A 17,353-nucleotide genomic window follows, 5' to 3' on the forward strand; every position below is an offset into this window, starting at 1 on the left:
GTTGTTGTGTTATGTTTATTATGGGGGGATTGAGTTTTTATAACATTCAAAAGAAGACCTACCGAAATGATATATTACTTCTGAGTCAGAGAATAGAGGAGTTACGAGAAGAATCAGACGGTAATCAAGAAGAACTAGTCGCTTTAGAGACGAAGATGAAAACCAAAATGGAAAAAGTAGATACTACACCTGAATATATTTTGGGTAGCTCTTTTCTAGCATTGTCTTTACTTAGTTTGGTTATGCTTTTCTGTTCGTCATTTCTTAAAGCTGTAACAGTTTTATATGTTCAGGTTTTATGGCTGAAATTCAGTAGAGATTATTATTTCATACGTATTGAAAAACAGTATGCTTCGTATACTAGCCTTGTGTCTAGGTTAGAGAATGCTTACGGACTCAGAGCACCATATTTGAGATTAGTAGGTAGAAAAGTAGTCATTGAATCATTACAAGCCGCAAATCCTGTTACCAGTGAGTATGTAAAGGCTATAAACACAGCATCTGTTACACCACCAAGCGGTGTAAGCAGTCATCACCAAACATTCACACCTTAATTCTTAAAAAAACGATACCATGAAAAATATATTCATTATTCTATTTTTTGTATTCATACATAAAACAATAGCACAAGGACAAAATATTGTGATGATCTTCGAAGATAAAAGCGTAAGTGTATCATCTGAGGAAAACCCAATACAAAGGAGATACAAGAAAAAGCTGATACAAAAGGCTTGCTCAGGTGTATTAACAGAAGTAACGGTTTGTTTTTTAAGCGAGCATACAGCTTCTGCAACAGCAAGAAAAAAGTTTGTATATAAACAACCTTCCTTTAATAGAAGTTACTACTCAGCGGACGAATTGCCCATGCAGCAACAGCTTTTTAAAGGGAAACTGAGAAGGTCGAGAAAGCGTTTTGCCAAAAAGGTAATCACATTTATGGATTCTTATCAATCTTCGGCAAGATGGACAGAGATTTTAGCAGCAATAGTTCAGATATCAAGAAACTCAAATCCTAAAAAGCAGATCTTCTTTTTTACCGATGGAATAGAATCTTCAGAATTTAGGCAAATAGATAAACGTCTTTTGACCTCGGATAAAGATGCAAAATATGCAGCTTTTGTAGACGTAAAAAATCTTCGTAAAAAATATAAATTACCTCAAAAGTTATCTGGTGTGGAGAAAGTAGAGTTTATATTCCCGTTAGATATGGGAATAGGAGGGAACAAACGTACTTCTGATTCGTTTTTAGAAACGTATTGGCGAGCTGTCTTTGCTTTGTTTGGAGTGAAAAACGTAGTGTTTAAATCATTGTAGTATGAAAGCCGATAACTTAATTATGATAAGCGAAGAGAATTTCTTTGCGTTACTAGAAAAAGTGATTTCATATTTTGAGACACGAGAAGGCAGAGAGAATGAAGAGATTTGGATCGATACAGAAGCCGCAAAGAAGATGTTATCTATAAAATCTGACACTACACTTTTTAAATTACGCTCAGAAGGAAAGATTGAGTTTTCTCAGCCAAGTAGGAAGATTATTCTGTATAAGAAAGCTTCTATTATCAAGTACTTAGAAGATAATAGTTATAAGACGTTTTAGTTATGGGGAAATCAGAAATAACATCGAGTATCAAAAAGCTTCTTTTAGAAAAGTTAGCTTTAAGAAAAGCAAAAACTGTTCGTCGTATTAAGTCATTTCAGCTTGGTTATCGGTGGGGGTTAGTCACTGCTTACGATAAGCAAATGTTAGGAAACTTAATAGAAGAAATTCTTAAGCATGCAAACGACCCAGTTATGGTTAAATCTTTTTTAGAAGGTGAACGTCATGCTCGACATGAGAAACCATTAGTAAAAAAAAGTTTGGAACATGAAGAAACGCACAGAAAAAAAGAGGCGGAAAGGATTGAGCAAGAAAAATTAGAGAAAGAGATATCTCAGCTTCAAAAAAATCGAGAAGAGAAACAACAACAAAAAGACCAATCTAAAAGTCGTTAGTATACAGGGAGAGGGAGTGAAATCTCACTCCCTTTTTTAAGAAAATTTACAGAACTATTACCCACTATCTAGGATACGAGTATCACTAGATATGGCATCGCTTATTCTAATTTTTAAGGAATTAGAAATACATGATATAAGAATAATCACTTGATTTTTTACACATGAATTTTGACGAATATTTATTACAAATAGGTAAGAGTAGTTGTACGCCAGAAAAGCGTATGGAGCTATACAATGCTTGGCGTAGAACCAAACTCAGAAATAACCAAATAGAAAGACGGAAATATCAAAAAAGAGTTGAATTAAAATTTTCTTTAGAAGATTTTAATAGGTTCAAATCGGATGCAGAAAAATTAAAAACAAGTGTAACCGCTGTACTACAAAATGTAATTACTAAAGGTTATCAAGAGCAGGTTTACATGATGGTCTCTCACGAAGTGTTAGAAGCCATACATCTTAAACTATCAGAAATAGCGACAAGTATCAATCAGATACAATTTCATATTGATAATAGACCAAATAATCAGGTTTATTTAGAAGATACAAAAAAGTTAGAAGAGCAGTTTTATAAACTAGAAAATCTATATCTGAGTTTTAGTACACCAGTTTCACTTGAACAATTTTTTAGAGAAGAGCAACAGAAGAACAATCGTTTTATTGAATATGTTCAGAGGATACTAGATATAATTAAAAACGAATTATAAGATGTTTATTAAAGAGTTAAAAACATCGAATCAGAAGTTTTCTAGGCTTATTAATTATTTTCTAGAATCATATCAGAAAGGAGATCCACAATTATTTCGAAATACAGGTTTTGCTACTAAACCAAGAGAGCTAACGAAGGTGTTTACTGAGAATTCGAAATTTAAGCATTCTAGGAGTAAGAATCTAAGGCATTGTATTATGAGTTTTACACCTGAAGATAGCGAAAAGTTAGAAGCGAATTCAGGAATTTTATATGATTTAGCAGGTGAGTACTTGAGACTTAGAGGTTACGATAAAGCAATGGTTTATTCAGTTATTCATCGCCCTGATAAGAACAAAAAGAAAAGTGCATCTGTTCAGCATTATCATTGGCATTTTTTAATAAGTGTCAATGAATATCGAAGTAAAAAAAGTACACGGAATTCTAGAAAGGATTATGAAGCTCAGCAAGTAGCTTTGGAAGAATATCAATACGAAAAATATCCGCATTTACAATCTTTGGTTTATACCAATCCAGAACGTACTAAAACTCCGAAAATAAAGCGAACTCATAAAGAAGAAAATAAGCTTTTTATTACCAAAATCTATACTCAAATAGCAGATGAATCAATTAGTTTTTCTGATTTCTGTGAGAGAATAGAAAAACATGCTGATCTGACTTTGTATACAACAAAGAAAGGGATTGTGAATGGATGTTGGTATAAAGGAAATAAGTATCGTTTTAGAACTTTTTTAGAAGCAGAACGCTTTGAGGTTTTACAAGAATTAGAACAGTTGAAAAAGCTAAGGAAAGAAAAAGAGCAGGAGCGAGGACAAGCTCGCTAATTATTCATTTTAATAACAATTTTATGTCATTATATAACACATTATTTAATTCAAATAGAAAGCATCAAAAGCTTTATGGGAGTGTTTCTTATATGAAAAATAAAGATTTACGAAAGCTTTTTCATAGAAAACCACAAGGTATTTCTTTAGACGGAATAAAGCACTTAAAGCCTGAATTTAGTAAGCTTTCAACATTGGTAATCGCCCAACCAGGATCAGGAAAATCAACCTTAATTAAATCCACTATTTTACAGAAAACGGCTAAATATCCACATTCATTTTGGGTTATTGATCCTGCATCAGATATTTATCGAGATACTCACAGATGGATTGAATCTCAATCTATGGATTCTGTGGTCATTAATCTAGATTCAGCTTCAGAATCTGTGAAAATTAACATACTAGAATTCGCTGCAAAAACAGCAAATGGTATAGAAGATTTAGCAAGTTTGTTCATGCAAATTCAGTATGAGAAATCTTCAGGAGGAGATCCTTTCTGGAAGGACTCCGCAGAGAATATGTTAGTGGTTTTAATGCGCTGTGTAACTGCTGAAAATCAACAGGCACTACCTCGTACATTAAATACAGTATATACACTTTTGAATTGGTTTGGTTCGGCTGAAGAAAAATTAGATCGTTTTGTGATTACTCATCTTAAACATGACGAGAAAACAAAAGAAGAGTACAAAGCTATGGTAGCCAATAGTGGTGAGAATAGTAAAATGTTACTCAGTGTTGTGAGTACCGCAAAATCAGCTTTAGCAAAGATTGTTAATAATACTACATTGAATGAAATCATAAGTAGCACAAGCTATGATATTACTTCACTCAGGAAGAAAGCGCAAGGAATTTATATTCAGGTGAGAGAGGATCGCTTGGGGAATTCTGGGGTAAAAGCAATGCTTTCAATTTTAAATAAAATGCTGTTAGGTCAATGTATGGAGCTTCCAAAAAAAGGAGAAGAGCAATTAGATGTGCATGCTTACATTGATGAAGCAGGTGCTTTTTACTTGCAAAGCCTTGATTCTTATATAGTTGTGATGCGCAAGCGAGCGGTTTCTATTATGTTGATTTTCCAAGACTTACACCAATTGGACATGTATGGAACTTCTCAAAAAAAGGTGATAGCAAGTAATTGTATGAATAAAATCATATTTGGTTCTGTCTCCTATGAAACTGCTTCTTGGGCATCTAAATTGGTAGGAAATGACACCAAAGAAGTTTTTGAACGTCCTGTGGGAATTCCGTTGATTAGTGCTCAAGAATTAAGGGATTTACCAGTGAATTCCTTTTTGTATTTACATAAGAACAAGGCAAAAATCATGACGATGAAACCTTGGTATAAACAAAGAAGATTAGTAAAAAGATCAAGATTATAAACTTTAGAATTTTAAAATTATGTTACATCCAATATTCGATTATATATATAACATTACAATGGGAGTTATTACCATAGCTTTATGGTTAGCTATACTATGCAAGGCGTTTAAAATAGAAAACAAATATCTTCCTTTTGGGTTCTTAGAGATATTTAAGACTAATGTATTAGTACCAATGCTAAAAGGAGCTTGGAAAGGGATTAAATACATATCTAAAGTATTATTTAAATGGATTGTTTTTACAATAGAAAAAATATGGTACTTACTTGTAGAGATTATCAAGAAACTCTTCGAATTACTATTTGATCCAAGTGTTTAATTAACTAAAAGAGAGCTGTAGAATTTTCTATAGCTCTTTTTTGTATTTCAATAAGATAATTTCACTGATGTATTTAATACCATTTTGCAGAAAATTCATTGTCAAAGCTAATCTTTACGGAAAAACACATGGATTTTCTCTGTAATTCCTCCATGTTCTATTTCCGTTTTTACGATTGCTGTAATGCCAAAGAATTATTCATCAAAATAACGGCATTATGAAACATCATACTACAACAGATTTTTTTAAAATTGGAGAAGTACAACTGTCCTATGAAAAAAACATTGAAAGTCCTTTCGAGAAGATTACTTGTTCAAAATTAGCGAATAATTGTATTCGTGAAATTATACCTAAAGAACAAATTAACTACAGGGAGTATATGTATGCGTTTTATTTTAATAACTCTAACCATGTTGTTGGATATCATCTGATAAGTTTAGGAGGTATAACATCTACACTGATAGATAAACGAATTTTAATGCAAGGAGCTTTATTAACAAACTCGGTAGCAATTATGTTGTTTCACAATCACCCTTCGGGAAAACTAAAACCTTCTAATGCAGATATTCTACTAACTGAAGAAATTAAAGAAGCAGCTAGAATTTTAAATCTTAAACTTTTAGATCATCTTATTATTACAGAAAAAGATTATTATAGTTTTGCTGATGAAGGAGATTTATAAAAAAGAGATTCAAATGAATCTCTTTTTTTATTCTTCAATTTTCTCCATTATATTCTGACCTAGAATATATTCTAGTTTTTCAGTTTTCACATCTATTGCTACAGTATAAATATTCGTTATATATGGATTTCCTTCAATATTTTCTAATGAATAATGTGTTAGATGTAAATCCTTCCTTTCGTTAGGATTAGTAGTAGGAGCATTTTGTCTAATTCCTGAATAACTTATTAGTGATTCATCTATGCTATTGAATCTTTTTTCAAGGTATTTTTTTACTTTTTCTATAATGTTTTGTTGATTCATATTTTGAATTGTTATTCAATAGGAAACTTTTGCTTTATAAAAGCGATTAAATCTTTTTCTGAATCAAAATATTTATTAGTCTCTCTTTGAGACATAAAATCTAAATATAATTTATCGCCTGGGATTATAATCCTAAAAAAAGTATTTAAACTAGCATTTTTATTCTTCTTTGGGATACCGCCTTGTATACAGTTATCTGTTCCTTTTAGAGGTCTCATTATTATTTGATATCCCTCTTTATTTAATTTTTCTTTAATCTTTTCTAAGATCATTCTTTTAGATTGTTATTCAATAACAAATTTCTCTTTAAGATATTTAAAAAGCTGTTTTGAAGAAGTGAAATCTTTGTTTACGGGTGATTGTCCTACTAAATAAGAAAGCAAAATTTGATTTTGTATCATTCTTACCTGAAAAGCTGATCCAAATTTTAAATTTGTATTAGAATCATGTATTCCTGCTATAATCCATTCTTCATTATCATTTTTACGCATAAAAGACTTATATCTTTGTTCTTCTAATTTATTATGTATTGTGTTTAAACTGATGGACATTGTTTTATTAAATATAAAATTGATATTTACACAAGGAATCAGCTTAAACTTTTTATTGGATTTTTATCATTTTAAAAACCTTTAATCTTTTTCTTGAATTGGATATTTTTCTTGAATAAAAGCAATTAGGTTTTCAATACTTTCAAAATCACTATAAACAGGTATTTGTCCATTAAAGTACATATGCTTAATAACCTTATTCGGAATTGTTATTTGAGATACAGAACCTAAAATAGGTTCACCATGCTTATCGTCTATTCCACAGAATAAAATTCCATGTGCTTCTTGCAAATATGGAGAATATCCTATTTTTTTTAATTGCTTTTCTATTCTTTCTAATCTTTTTAAATTCATTTTATATGTGTGTTATTTTACAGTAAAACTTTCTGATCCTCCTCTGAGCCATGAATAAGCGAACTCGTCCATGTTGACAATTGCTTCTACACCATTGACTCCTTCCGAGAATAAATCTTCAAGAGGCCAAGGGTCTCTGATAAATACATCTTTACCTACAACTTTATCTACTATAACGGCGTGCATACGACCATCGGGAGGGTAAATTGTAGCAATCCAACTACCTTCGTCTGATAAATCTTTTATTATAAGTGGCATAACATCTTCTTTATTTCTGAAAAAACTTTTAGCAACTACTTCTTTACTCTTAAAAACCTTTTCCATTCCTTCAATTATTCCAGTATTTACAGTTCCTGTATCTATTGTAGTACCTGCAAACTCTCTAACAACTTTTTCCGTTATTTTAATTCCATTATCCTCAGCTAATTGAGTAATACAAGCGGCGGCACAAGACATTTGATGTTCTTGCTTAATCATTTTTCTAGAAATGATTTTCTTATATTTTAAAAAACCTCCTGATCCGAATTCCAAACTATTAAAAACCTCTTTAATTTCTTTTTTATTAAGTTTTTTAAGTTTATCAATTCCTTTTCTACCATTACGTTTAATATATCGAATACTTTGTCTTGAAAGGTTAATAAAACCAGAGATTCCCTTTGCTAATTGAAAAACACCTATCAACAAAGATACAATTTGTGTAACATCATGCGCTAAATTATAATAAAGGCGTTCAACGTTTCCTTCTTTTAATGCTTTTACGTATTCTTTAGTAGCACTTTCTATGATTACTTGAAAAAGACCTTCTTCAAATAACTTTTTTATCCCCTCAATAAATTCATTAAACTCTTTTTGACTCCCACTTATTTTTGTGAAAAAAGCGGCCATTTCAGGAATTGCTTTTACTTCATCTATAATACCATTAATAAAACCACACAACTGAGCATTAAATAAAGAATCTCCTTTTATAATAGGATTATATTTAGGTGATACAGATTTTGGATTCCAACGATGCTCTTTAATTCTTAACTTATCTAGTTCTCCAACTGCAAAGTTAGATAGTAATAATACTATTAAGAGAATTGGGTTTTTCTTGAAAATTTCTCTGTAGAGAGCATTACTTTCTAAAGCATCATACATAGCTATAGTGAGAAGGAAATTTCCTAAACCTTTATCGATAGCTTTTTCAATTTTATTTTCACTAATAATATTCTCTTCTACCTCTGCCTTTATTATGTTAAGAATTAGTTCTTCTAAGTCTTCTTTTGTTAGTTCTTCCTTTTTTATAGCTTTAAGTACATTAATACCAAAATTAACTTTTATAAAAGAAGTGTTTCTATGTACCAGCCAAATATAAATTTCATCACTATTTGGAAGAATAGCTTCTGAACCGTCATTAGGATTTATTTTTTTTAGTACGTTAACAATAGATTGTTCTATAAAAACACGAGCTTTAAATTTACCGGTAATGGTAAAGTTTTCCATAAAAGAGACTACTTCCTGTGGAAATAGTGTATTAAGCTCTGCGAAATCTGATGCTTCTTTCTCTATTCCTATTGTGTCAAGGACGTAACGCATCATATTATCATGCACCAATTCTTTCTTAAAAAAGTCCTGAAATATATCTTTATTGGTCTTGTACACTTTATTCTCTAGTGCATTTACAGATACTTTTCTTTCACTACTGGCTACAGCGTTCTTTATATAATTTTTAAAGCGCTTTCCAAATTTAAACTGCACATCAATACTATTACTTTCATCTATTTCAATAAAAGTTAATACTTCATTCTCTCCAATTTTTACTCTGTCTTTTCTTTCTTCTGCAAGTACACCTTTCGGATATGTATAATTAATAAGGCTAATTAGATGTTTATGGTCATCAAACTTAAATAATTTTCTTTCCGCCTTTTTTAATCCATTAAATAATTCAGCACCGTCATACATCCACATTCCTTTTCCTTTGTAGTACTTTTTGATGTAAGGTAAAAATTTGTCAGCAAAATCAATACTGCTGTATTGGTTCCAATCAAGATTAAAAACTTCGTGTGGTCGTGCGTTAAATTTAAGATTATCAAAAGAGCCTTCTTTGAATGGGCTTTCAGGGCGTTCTATTTTTTTTAGCCGAAATACCTGTTCAAAACCCTTTTTGTTGAACTCATTGAGTTCATCTAGTGTTTTAAATGTTGTCATAGCTTATTTTTTTGTAAAATGTTTTACAAATATAAAACAAATTACATTAAAAAATATTAAAAATGTAATAAGTTTTAATTTAATATAGTTTTAATTGTAATATGTTTTGTTGTTTAGTGTTTCTGAGAAACTAAATATCTTTGAAGATCAATTTTCTTTTGGTAGTTTTCTGACTTGAGTTTATAAGTGGAATCCTAATTTCTATTAATATTACTTATGAACTTAAAAAAATTAATTGTTGGTTTCAAGAGATATGCACTTTATGAAAAAGAAATTACACCAAAAAGTACAAAAGAAATATTAAGCGCCACAACAAAATTATTTGAGTATACAAGTGTTGAAGAACCAAAAGATATTACAATAAATAATGTGAGAGACTATTTATATTCTATGAAAGAAGAAAGATTATGGTCGCCAAGAACATTTAGAAATCAAAGACAGTATTTAAAAACATTTTTTGATTATTGTTTACACCAACAATTCATAAAGGAAAATCCTGTTTCTAAAATTAGTAAACCGAAATTGCCCAAAACGTTACCTCGCTTTTTAACTAAAAATCAACTTCAAAAAATTATTTTAGGAGCAGAGTTGTTTCCTTGGAGATATGAAAAGGAAAAAGTTAGAAATAGAGCATTAATTTATACTTTTATACATACTGGAATACGCCTAAATGAGTTATTGAATTTAAGGTTAGAGGATGTAAATATGGAAGATAAAGAGATTCTAATAAAGAGAGGAAAAGGAAGGAAAGAACGTATAGTGCCTATTCACAATAATTTATATACAGTATTACAAACCTACTTACAGCAACGTAAGAAAAGTAACTACGATTCAGAATGGTTTTTTCAAAGTTTACGAGCAGCTACAAAAATTACAGCAAAAACGGTTCATACTATTTGTAAGAAAATAAGTAAGCGATGTGGAGAGTATTTCACTCCTCATAATCTTAGACATGCTTTTGCTAGAGGATTAGTAAATGAAGGAGTGGGGTTGTACTTGGTAAAAGAATTATTAGGTCATACAAGTGTTTCTACTACTGAAATTTATTTGAGTGTTAGTAAAGAATCACTTAGGAAATCGTTTTGCCATGTTGAATTACTGTAAAGCTCAATGGATGTTTATGGATTTGTTGGCTCATATGATTCTGAGATATTGATAAATAAATAGTGGTAGTTTTAATATCACTATGTCCCATCATGTTAGATAAAGTAAATATATCACAGTGTCCTTGAAGCATAAGTGTAGCAAATGTATGACGTAAAAGATGTGGGTAAACCTTAAAACCCATATCTTTTTTTAATCTTGTAAATAAACGTTTTAAAACTGACTGACTCATTTTTTGGTCATGCCTAAGAGAAGTAAAAAAATAAATAGAACTCTTTTCTTTAATTTCTCTTTGATGAATATATTCTTTGAGAATTTCTTTAAGTCTAGGGTTTATAGGGATAATTCGATCTTTTCCACCTTTTCCATGTGTCACTTTTAAAGAAGATTCTAAGAAATGGATATCAGATACTTTCAAGTTTAAAAGTTCGGCTTGTCTAATGCCAGTAAAAAGAAACGTAGCAATAATGGCTCTAGCTCTAATTTTTTCAAATTTGTATCTAAACTTAGCAATGTATGTCCATTCGATAAGTTTTATAGCATCATCTTTTGGGATGTAACTAGGCAAACGTTTAGGAGCTTTTGGTTTAGGTATTTTTTCTACGGGGTTTTCAGTAATATAATTTTGATCGAGACAAAATTTAAAAAAGTTATTGAGAGCTTGTAAACAATTTTTAATTGTTTTTGCACTCCAATGATTATAAATTTTCTTTTCAGTAATATAACGTTCAACTAAAGCTCTAGTGACTTCATTCGGATGATGAACATTTGTAGAGTTTATAAAAGACTTAAATACATAAAATTCCTTTTTTAAGGTAACCTGAGAAAGCCCTTTAAAAGTTAGTGTATAATCTTGATATTGTTGATGTATATCGAGGATAGAATTCATGATTTTAGTGGTTATCGGGTAAAACCCGAAGTACATAGAGCCACTTTTTTACTTATTTGAAATCCTCTTATGCCTTTCTGTGAAAGGTGATTGGTTGCGGAGGCAGGATTTGAACCTGCGACCTTCGGGTTATGAGAACGCCCCCGAAACTAATTTTATTAATTTCAAGCTTATCTAAGCCAAAAGTGTTTGATTTAAGAAGTATGAAAATATTTTTCTTCACATACCTCGGGTACATCTTCATTCTATCCTGAAATATGTCTATTGTCAAATCATTCTTGATAAATTTTCAGAAAGGAGGTTTCTATAATTTTAATATTGATTGAACTTACTGTTAATGTCTTCATACCAAAGAAACGGTACATACATCCAAAGCTATCTCTATCGGCTTTTTAAAAGTCAAATGTTTGCCTCTTTTTCAAAGAGTGTCCTTTTGACTTTTATGCCTTAGAGATATGAAGCTTGATGTATTTAACCTTAATTCTTTTACTATGAATCATACAAACATCATTACTACAAATATTAAATCAAAGGCAGAATTCCGTCTCGTAGATCAAATGATAAATATTGAAACGAAAAGAAGAGTTTTACTTGTTCCAGAAGCTCAAAGTTTTGATATTCTTACTGCTTGTTATATTGATGGCGAATTTACAATCGTATCACATTATGATTTGGAACAAGAGCTTATTGATAAATTGGCATCGGTATAAAAAAGTAATGGTTTGTGAGTACATACACTTCACAAACCATTATTTCGATTAATTCAATAGGGAGAGGAGATGTTATCCGTTACCTCCTTCTTTACCGTGCTCATACAATCCGTTTCCACCTCTATGGTCATCCACAAACCCGTCTCGTTCTTGACCGTCTACGAGCCCATTTCCGTCTCTACCTATATCATTTGCATTTATAATTCCGTTTCCTTTTTCTCCTCCAATGAAAAAAACTGATGCTGCAAAAATGTTTACTACCACCAATCTTTTAAATAAAATAGTTGTTTTCATAATTCATCATTTTGGTTGTATAGATAGTACCAAAGAGCATGCCATTTTTTACTCTCCTAGTTTCCTTCCTGTATTCCCATAATAAAATACACTAAACTTATTTTTATGAATCCTCCTCTTGTAAGTGGATACAAACACACGCAATTTAGTTACCCTCCTCCCGCTTTAACAAGTCCTAGCATTTCATGTTGTCGAACATTTTTCTTTGAAAAATAACCGCCCAAGACTTGTCTCCTCATCCTCCAGTAACTGTGTTTAGCATGTGTTTGATACCACTTCTATACAAAAGGTATCTCCACCAAAAAATAAGTTTCATTTTAAATTTTAATCATTATGGCAACAGCTACAGTAAAACAAAACGGAAGTGTAAAAAAAGCAACAACAGCAAAAAAGAATGTACAAGAAAAATTAGCCAAAGAAGCTATCGGCGAAAAACCAACACCTATTACCAAAGAAGCTTCTAAACTACAATCAGTACAAGAAATTACGAAACCACTTGTTAATTTAGATGATAGAATGCTAAAGTTTGAACAGATGAAAGGTCTAGCACATCAAAGAGAGAGATTAAATAACACGCTTACAGAGTTAAATCGTTTTAAGTATAACCAAAGTGACTCATCTACGTTTTACATCAAAGATTCTAATGGTTTAGAGTTTAGAACTACCAACAACAACTTAGTACACCTAGTTACCAATCATTTAAAAGGCACACTTACTACACGTAAGGTTGAAATTGAAAAACAACTTATTGAGTTTGAATTATAGTTCGTTAAAACTTTAATTATTTGTAAATCTCGTTCTTAATAGAACGAGGTTTTCTTTTGTTTTCTAATTAGAGATACTACAAATTAATTATATTTGAAGTCAATTTTTATTAAATAATAGATTATAAGAAAGTAATATACTTAACATACATATAAGCGTTTAAAACGTGTACTATTTTTTCTAAGTTAGAAATCGGCAAAATTAAAAACAAGGAAATAAAAAGTGGTAATACGAAATACACCTATTTGGGTGTGTTCCGATATTCTATTTTAGTTTTCCTTGGGCGTTTGCCGATGCCTTAACTTAGCTGATTTAGTGAGGTTCACGCCTTTTTTATGCTTCATTTTTTTATCCATTAACTAACCTGCTTTTTAGAACCTCAAAAGCAACAAAACTCAAATTATGAAAAATGTATTTCTTATGTTGGTGGTTCTTATTATCATATCTTGTAGCAGTGATAACAATGAGCAAGAAACACAAAATCAAAAACCTTTAGCAACATTAACCATTCAGGTTAATGAATCTAAAATTACTGGTACATTAATAGGTGCAGATTCTGATGGCACTATAACTAATAAAACGGTGAAAATTACTAATAGTTCTAATTCATTAGTTGAAACTATTACTGTTGTAGGTAACTCTTTTTCTTCAAGAGATTTAGTAAATGATACATATATGATTGAAGGAACAGTAATAGACAATAATGGTGAAATAGGAACAGATACTAAATCAGAAATAATAAATGTTCCTGTTGAGACCTTCATTTATGTATTTAATCAAACGGTTAATGCTATAGATGAGAATAATAGTTCAGCAGTAGTCATTGGATCATTAAACCAAACAGGAAGCCTAGCTTTTACTTCTCATGAATTTACCAGTGGTGGCGATAAATTTGAATTAGTTGGAAACGACGTTCGAAGAAAAGCTGGCGCTGATCATGAGGCATCTGCAAATGATAGTTTTACTTTATTATTAAAGAGATCTGGTCAAACAGATATTTCTTTAAGCGGAAGTGTTACTATTAATAATGTTGATGAAAGTACTGCTTATTCGTACTGCGGAGGTCATGGAGAAACTGTTATTGTACGTGATGATAGTGGAACAGACTTTGTTGCAGCACCTGATGGAACTGCTTCGACTACCAAGGTTGCAAGTTTTCAGTCAAGTTTAACGACTTGGAGTGAAATAGGACAATTAGATGATTTGGCTTCTGACCTAGACATTAATAGTGGTGGACATCCTCTGTTCACAGCTTTTAATTTAGATTGGCTGTCTACTGGTATTGTTCGTCCTGGTGGAGGTGCAGATAATAGTATGACTTTAACAAATTTTGGGAAAATTTTAGAAAAACTAGAAACTTCTTTTAGTTTTACCTACAACAGCTACCAAGATTATTTAGGAGCAAATATTACTACCATGCCAAACGGTTACCAATGGAGACTAGTTTTCTTCTATGTAGCAGAAAACATCGCGAAAGAAAATACAAGTGAATCTTTAAATAGCGATACCGTAATCAACCAAATTATTTTGGATGTGATTCAATCGATGAAGAATTCAGATGGATCTGAGATTACTAATAGTCAAGCACTTGCTTTACTTACTGATTTTAATAATGATTCTAATACGCATACTGGCGGTATTTCTAATGGAAGCGGATTGAATTGTAACTAGAATCTTTTAAGCATTGGGGGTAAAAAACAATAAACAAAAAAGAGGTTGATTAGTAATTGGAATTACTAAAAACATGAAATAATAGCAAAGAGATTGGTAGAAACATCAGTCTCTAGCGTAAGCATCTGTATAAGTCCCATAAAAAATTAAAAATAAAGCCCAAAGCTAATCCTTTAAGACTTATAAAAACAAGGTTTTACCTCTACGAGTTCCACCTTGCTTTTAACGCTCAAAAGATTTTTACGCAGGGCTTAATTTTAATTTTTTATTATGGAACTTTTAACAGATACATTACGTAAACGCTTTCAAGAAATCGGAAGACAGGATAATACTTCAGATCCTATCGTCATTGCTAAATTCTTTAACCCTTCTGGAGCAGGAACATGGTTTGCAACAGAATACTATCCAGAAGATCAAGTTTTCTACTGTTATGTTACTGGACTTTTTGAAGATGAATGGGGTTACACTTCACTTATAGAAATGAAAGCTTACAAATCTCAGTTCGGTTTAGGTATTGAAAGAGATATTTGTTTTCAAGAACAACGATTCTCGAAAATCAAAGAAATTCACGGAGAATAATTTTTTCTTTTCTCTGTTTTTGTAAAGCTCCTTCGGGAGCTTTTTTTATGTTTAAAGAAAAATTACTGTGATATCTATTTTGATGTTATACACAAAATAAGTAATCAAAATTTATATTTTATGGAACTACATCAAGCAGTAGAATTAGCAAAGACATCTTTTGCAAAAGAGTTTCCTCATTTCCTTTCTTTTATGTTTACCGAGATTAGAGTATTATACGATGCTTCTGAATTCGCATTGATTGTTGGAGATAAGAAAAATAGCAGATGTTTAGAATTGAAAGCAAAAAAGCTCTCCAATAGTTTAGAAAACATCATAAAACATTACTCAGTATCTTCTTTTATTTACTCAGAGAAAAAGGAAAAATAATATGAAAGGAGAACATTTTACCTACCTCACGGATGAAAGCAAAAAAGAAGAGCTCTTTGCTAAAGAATTTCCCCACATTTATAATTTCGTGGTGAAAGAAAAACAGTTTTTAGATTTTGCAGCAGAACTCTCTTTGTGTTATCAGGATGAAGAAAGTTGTAGGCTCTTAAACAAAGAATCTGAAGAGCTGTCTATTGCCATTTCATTTCTCTGTAAAAGGTACTCAATGGATTTGTTTGAATGATTTTACCTTAAAATATGTTCAAATAACTATTGTGTGCAAATTGAAAAGTCCTTTCGAATGAAGGGACTTTTTTGATATCTAGTGATAAATTCATAGAAACAAATAAATGTTCTCTGATATCCAGTATCTATTTGCTGACATCCAGCAGTAAAATTACTGGATATCAATAGTAAATAAACCTTATCAAGGTATACGTGTAATTTACTATTTAAGTACGTTGGTATTTTATTTATGGAGAATCAAAAACCTAAGCTATAAGATAGGTCTATTTCCTAATTATATATTACATGCTAAAAACTCCTATTTCGTATTATGGAGGTAAACAAAGGTTGGCTAAAACTATTATCAGTCTTATTCCAGATCATACTTTATATGCTGAACCCTTTTTAGGAGGTGGTGCAGTCTTTTGGGCAAAACCACCGAGTAAGATAGAGGTGATTAATGATGTTAATGAGGAGCTTATCAATTTTTATTTCGTATCAAAACATCACTACAAAGAATTAGAAAAACTCATCCAAAGTACGCTCCATAGTAGAACCCAACATCGAGAAGCACAGGTTATTTATAAAACCCCTTCTTTATTTACCAAAATTCAGAGAGCCTGGGCAGTTTGGGTATTAGCTTCTCAAAGTTATGGTTCTATATTAACCGCATCATGGGGAAGTACAAAGAAGAACAATTCTATGGCTTTAAAAATATTCAATAAGAAGAAATCCTTTATAAAGGATTATACTGATCGCCTTGAAAAGGTACAGATAGAAAATACGTATGCGCTAAGAATAATAAGATATAAGGATTCGGAAGATACTTTTTTCTATTGTGATCCTCCTTACATAAATAGTGATCAAGGACATTACGAAGGATATACCAAAGAGAACTTTAAAGCTTTGTTAGAAGCTTTAAAAAACATAAAAGGTAAGTTTCTGCTCAGTAGCTACCCTAGTTCTTTATTAGATGAATATACTAAAGAAAACGGTTGGTGTCAGAAAAAGATGAGTAGTCAGGTAGCTGTAGCAACAAGGAATAAAAAACCTAATAAAACTAAGATAGAGGTTCTAACAGCTAATTATCCGTTAGATTAATATTGAAAAATATCATGTAGAGCACCTTTTATAATTTTAAGAGGTGCTTTTTTTTAAGTAATGATTATTTAAATGTATTTAATAGGAAGGATAGCTTCGCAGAATTATTTGGCATAAATTTATTTTGCGCGGGCTATAGCTATTACTATTTTTTTAAGGAGCTATAGGCAAGTAAGCGTGATACTGGATATCAAAGGATAAACCCGTTTGAATCCAGTCTATCACGCAACTTGTGGGAGAGTGCCTCTCCTCAACCTACGCTTTTAAAATCGGAAGATTTTTTATTGATGTCCAGTAATTTTTTACTGAATGTAATAAACTCATTAACTATGAATTTAGTTTATTT

Annotated in this window: 24 protein-coding genes; 17 read left to right on the plus strand and 7 right to left on the minus strand. The window is 31.1% G+C overall.

Going from position 1 to position 17,353, the window contains the following annotated elements:
- From BVC87_RS14470 to BVC87_RS14510, 9 genes are all read left to right on the plus strand, one after another.
- Positions 1-554 (plus strand): hypothetical protein (locus BVC87_RS14470; RefSeq protein ID WP_234974676.1); only part of this gene is annotated, 554 nt, incomplete at its 5' end.
- A 19-nt stretch (positions 555-573) separates the two neighbouring features.
- On the plus strand, positions 574-1,314 hold the full coding sequence (locus tag BVC87_RS14475) for a hypothetical protein (RefSeq protein ID WP_075343109.1): 741 nt from the start codon (positions 574-576) through the stop codon (positions 1,312-1,314).
- 1 nt (position 1,315) lies between these two features.
- A complete protein-coding gene (locus BVC87_RS14480; RefSeq protein WP_075343110.1) occupies positions 1,316-1,597 on the plus strand; it encodes a DNA-binding protein in 282 nt (93 codons plus the stop codon).
- 2 nt (positions 1,598-1,599) lie between these two features.
- Positions 1,600-1,992 (plus strand): hypothetical protein, encoded by a 393-nt coding sequence (locus tag BVC87_RS14485; RefSeq protein ID WP_075343111.1) that lies wholly within the window; start codon positions 1,600-1,602, stop codon positions 1,990-1,992.
- Positions 1,993-2,156: 164 nt separating this feature from the next.
- Entirely contained in the window at positions 2,157-2,699 is a 543-nt protein-coding gene (locus BVC87_RS14490; protein WP_075343112.1) for a hypothetical protein, read from the plus strand.
- Position 2,700: 1 nt separating this feature from the next.
- Positions 2,701-3,525 (plus strand): relaxase/mobilization nuclease domain-containing protein, encoded by an 825-nt coding sequence (locus tag BVC87_RS14495; protein WP_075343113.1) that lies wholly within the window; start codon positions 2,701-2,703, stop codon positions 3,523-3,525.
- A 23-nt stretch (positions 3,526-3,548) separates the two neighbouring features.
- Positions 3,549-4,904, plus strand: coding sequence for a type IV secretory system conjugative DNA transfer family protein (locus BVC87_RS14500; protein WP_075343114.1), 1,356 nt, complete (start codon positions 3,549-3,551; stop codon positions 4,902-4,904).
- A 19-nt stretch (positions 4,905-4,923) separates the two neighbouring features.
- Positions 4,924-5,223, plus strand: coding sequence for a hypothetical protein (locus BVC87_RS14505; protein ID WP_075343115.1), 300 nt, complete (start codon positions 4,924-4,926; stop codon positions 5,221-5,223).
- 217 nt (positions 5,224-5,440) lie between these two features.
- Positions 5,441-5,905, plus strand: a complete 465-nt coding sequence (locus BVC87_RS14510) for a JAB domain-containing protein (RefSeq protein ID WP_075343116.1) — start codon at positions 5,441-5,443, stop codon at positions 5,903-5,905.
- A gap of 27 nt (positions 5,906-5,932) precedes the next feature.
- Here BVC87_RS14510 and BVC87_RS14515 read toward each other — a convergent pair whose 3' ends face one another.
- The 5 genes from BVC87_RS14515 to BVC87_RS14535 form a co-directional block, all read right to left on the minus strand.
- Complete coding sequence (locus tag BVC87_RS14515) at positions 5,933-6,208, minus strand: hypothetical protein (protein ID WP_075343117.1); 276 nt, start codon at positions 6,206-6,208, stop codon at positions 5,933-5,935.
- A gap of 11 nt (positions 6,209-6,219) precedes the next feature.
- Entirely contained in the window at positions 6,220-6,480 is a 261-nt protein-coding gene (locus tag BVC87_RS14520; protein WP_075343118.1) for a hypothetical protein, read from the minus strand.
- 12 nt (positions 6,481-6,492) lie between these two features.
- Positions 6,493-6,759, minus strand: a complete 267-nt coding sequence (locus BVC87_RS14525) for a hypothetical protein (protein ID WP_075343119.1) — start codon at positions 6,757-6,759, stop codon at positions 6,493-6,495.
- A gap of 81 nt (positions 6,760-6,840) precedes the next feature.
- Positions 6,841-7,113, minus strand: a complete 273-nt coding sequence (locus BVC87_RS14530; protein ID WP_075343120.1) for a hypothetical protein — start codon at positions 7,111-7,113, stop codon at positions 6,841-6,843.
- A gap of 12 nt (positions 7,114-7,125) precedes the next feature.
- Positions 7,126-9,300 carry a cysteine peptidase family C39 domain-containing protein gene (locus tag BVC87_RS14535; RefSeq protein WP_075343121.1) on the minus strand — a complete coding sequence of 725 codons (2,175 nt, stop codon included), beginning with the start codon at positions 9,298-9,300 and terminating at the stop codon, positions 7,126-7,128.
- A gap of 216 nt (positions 9,301-9,516) precedes the next feature.
- Here BVC87_RS14535 and BVC87_RS14540 point away from each other — a divergent pair, with 216 nt between their 5' ends.
- Entirely contained in the window at positions 9,517-10,404 is an 888-nt protein-coding gene (locus BVC87_RS14540; protein ID WP_075343122.1) for a tyrosine-type recombinase/integrase, read from the plus strand.
- Here the strand turns inward: BVC87_RS14540 and BVC87_RS14545 are convergent.
- Positions 10,370-11,293, minus strand: a complete 924-nt coding sequence (locus BVC87_RS14545; protein WP_075343123.1) for a tyrosine-type recombinase/integrase — start codon at positions 11,291-11,293, stop codon at positions 10,370-10,372. The two genes, BVC87_RS14540 and BVC87_RS14545, sit on opposite strands and share 35 nt — an antisense overlap.
- Positions 11,294-11,784: 491 nt before the next feature.
- On the opposite strand from BVC87_RS14545, the gene BVC87_RS14550 reads away from it, so the two are divergent.
- Positions 11,785-12,003 (plus strand): hypothetical protein, encoded by a 219-nt coding sequence (locus BVC87_RS14550; RefSeq protein ID WP_143569793.1) that lies wholly within the window; start codon positions 11,785-11,787, stop codon positions 12,001-12,003.
- 72 nt (positions 12,004-12,075) lie between these two features.
- On the opposite strand, the gene BVC87_RS14555 is transcribed toward BVC87_RS14550, so the two are convergent.
- Positions 12,076-12,297 carry a hypothetical protein gene (locus BVC87_RS14555; protein WP_075343125.1) on the minus strand — a complete coding sequence of 74 codons (222 nt, stop codon included), beginning with the start codon at positions 12,295-12,297 and terminating at the stop codon, positions 12,076-12,078.
- Between the two features lie 333 nt (positions 12,298-12,630).
- On the opposite strand from BVC87_RS14555, the gene BVC87_RS14560 reads away from it, so the two are divergent.
- The 6 genes from BVC87_RS14560 (at position 12,631) to BVC87_RS14585 (ending at position 17,007) form a co-directional block, all read left to right on the plus strand.
- Positions 12,631-13,062, plus strand: a complete 432-nt coding sequence (locus BVC87_RS14560; protein WP_075343126.1) for a hypothetical protein — start codon at positions 12,631-12,633, stop codon at positions 13,060-13,062.
- 402 nt (positions 13,063-13,464) lie between these two features.
- Positions 13,465-14,733 carry a hypothetical protein gene (locus BVC87_RS14565; RefSeq protein WP_075343127.1) on the plus strand — a complete coding sequence of 423 codons (1,269 nt, stop codon included), beginning with the start codon at positions 13,465-13,467 and terminating at the stop codon, positions 14,731-14,733.
- Between the two features lie 270 nt (positions 14,734-15,003).
- Complete coding sequence (locus BVC87_RS14570; RefSeq protein ID WP_075343128.1) at positions 15,004-15,312, plus strand: DUF2958 domain-containing protein; 309 nt, start codon at positions 15,004-15,006, stop codon at positions 15,310-15,312.
- Between the two features lie 120 nt (positions 15,313-15,432).
- Positions 15,433-15,681: a hypothetical protein gene (locus BVC87_RS14575; protein ID WP_075343129.1), complete on the plus strand. Its 249-nt coding sequence runs from the start codon at positions 15,433-15,435 to the stop codon at positions 15,679-15,681.
- Position 15,682: 1 nt separating this feature from the next.
- Positions 15,683-15,925 (plus strand): hypothetical protein, encoded by a 243-nt coding sequence (locus tag BVC87_RS14580; protein WP_075343130.1) that lies wholly within the window; start codon positions 15,683-15,685, stop codon positions 15,923-15,925.
- Between the two features lie 287 nt (positions 15,926-16,212).
- Entirely contained in the window at positions 16,213-17,007 is a 795-nt protein-coding gene (locus BVC87_RS14585; RefSeq protein ID WP_075343131.1) for a DNA adenine methylase, read from the plus strand.
- Positions 17,008-17,353 lie beyond the last annotated feature (346 nt).

Source organism: Tenacibaculum agarivorans (genome assembly GCF_001936575.1).
Lineage (GTDB): Bacteria > Bacteroidota > Bacteroidia > Flavobacteriales > Flavobacteriaceae > Polaribacter > Polaribacter agarivorans.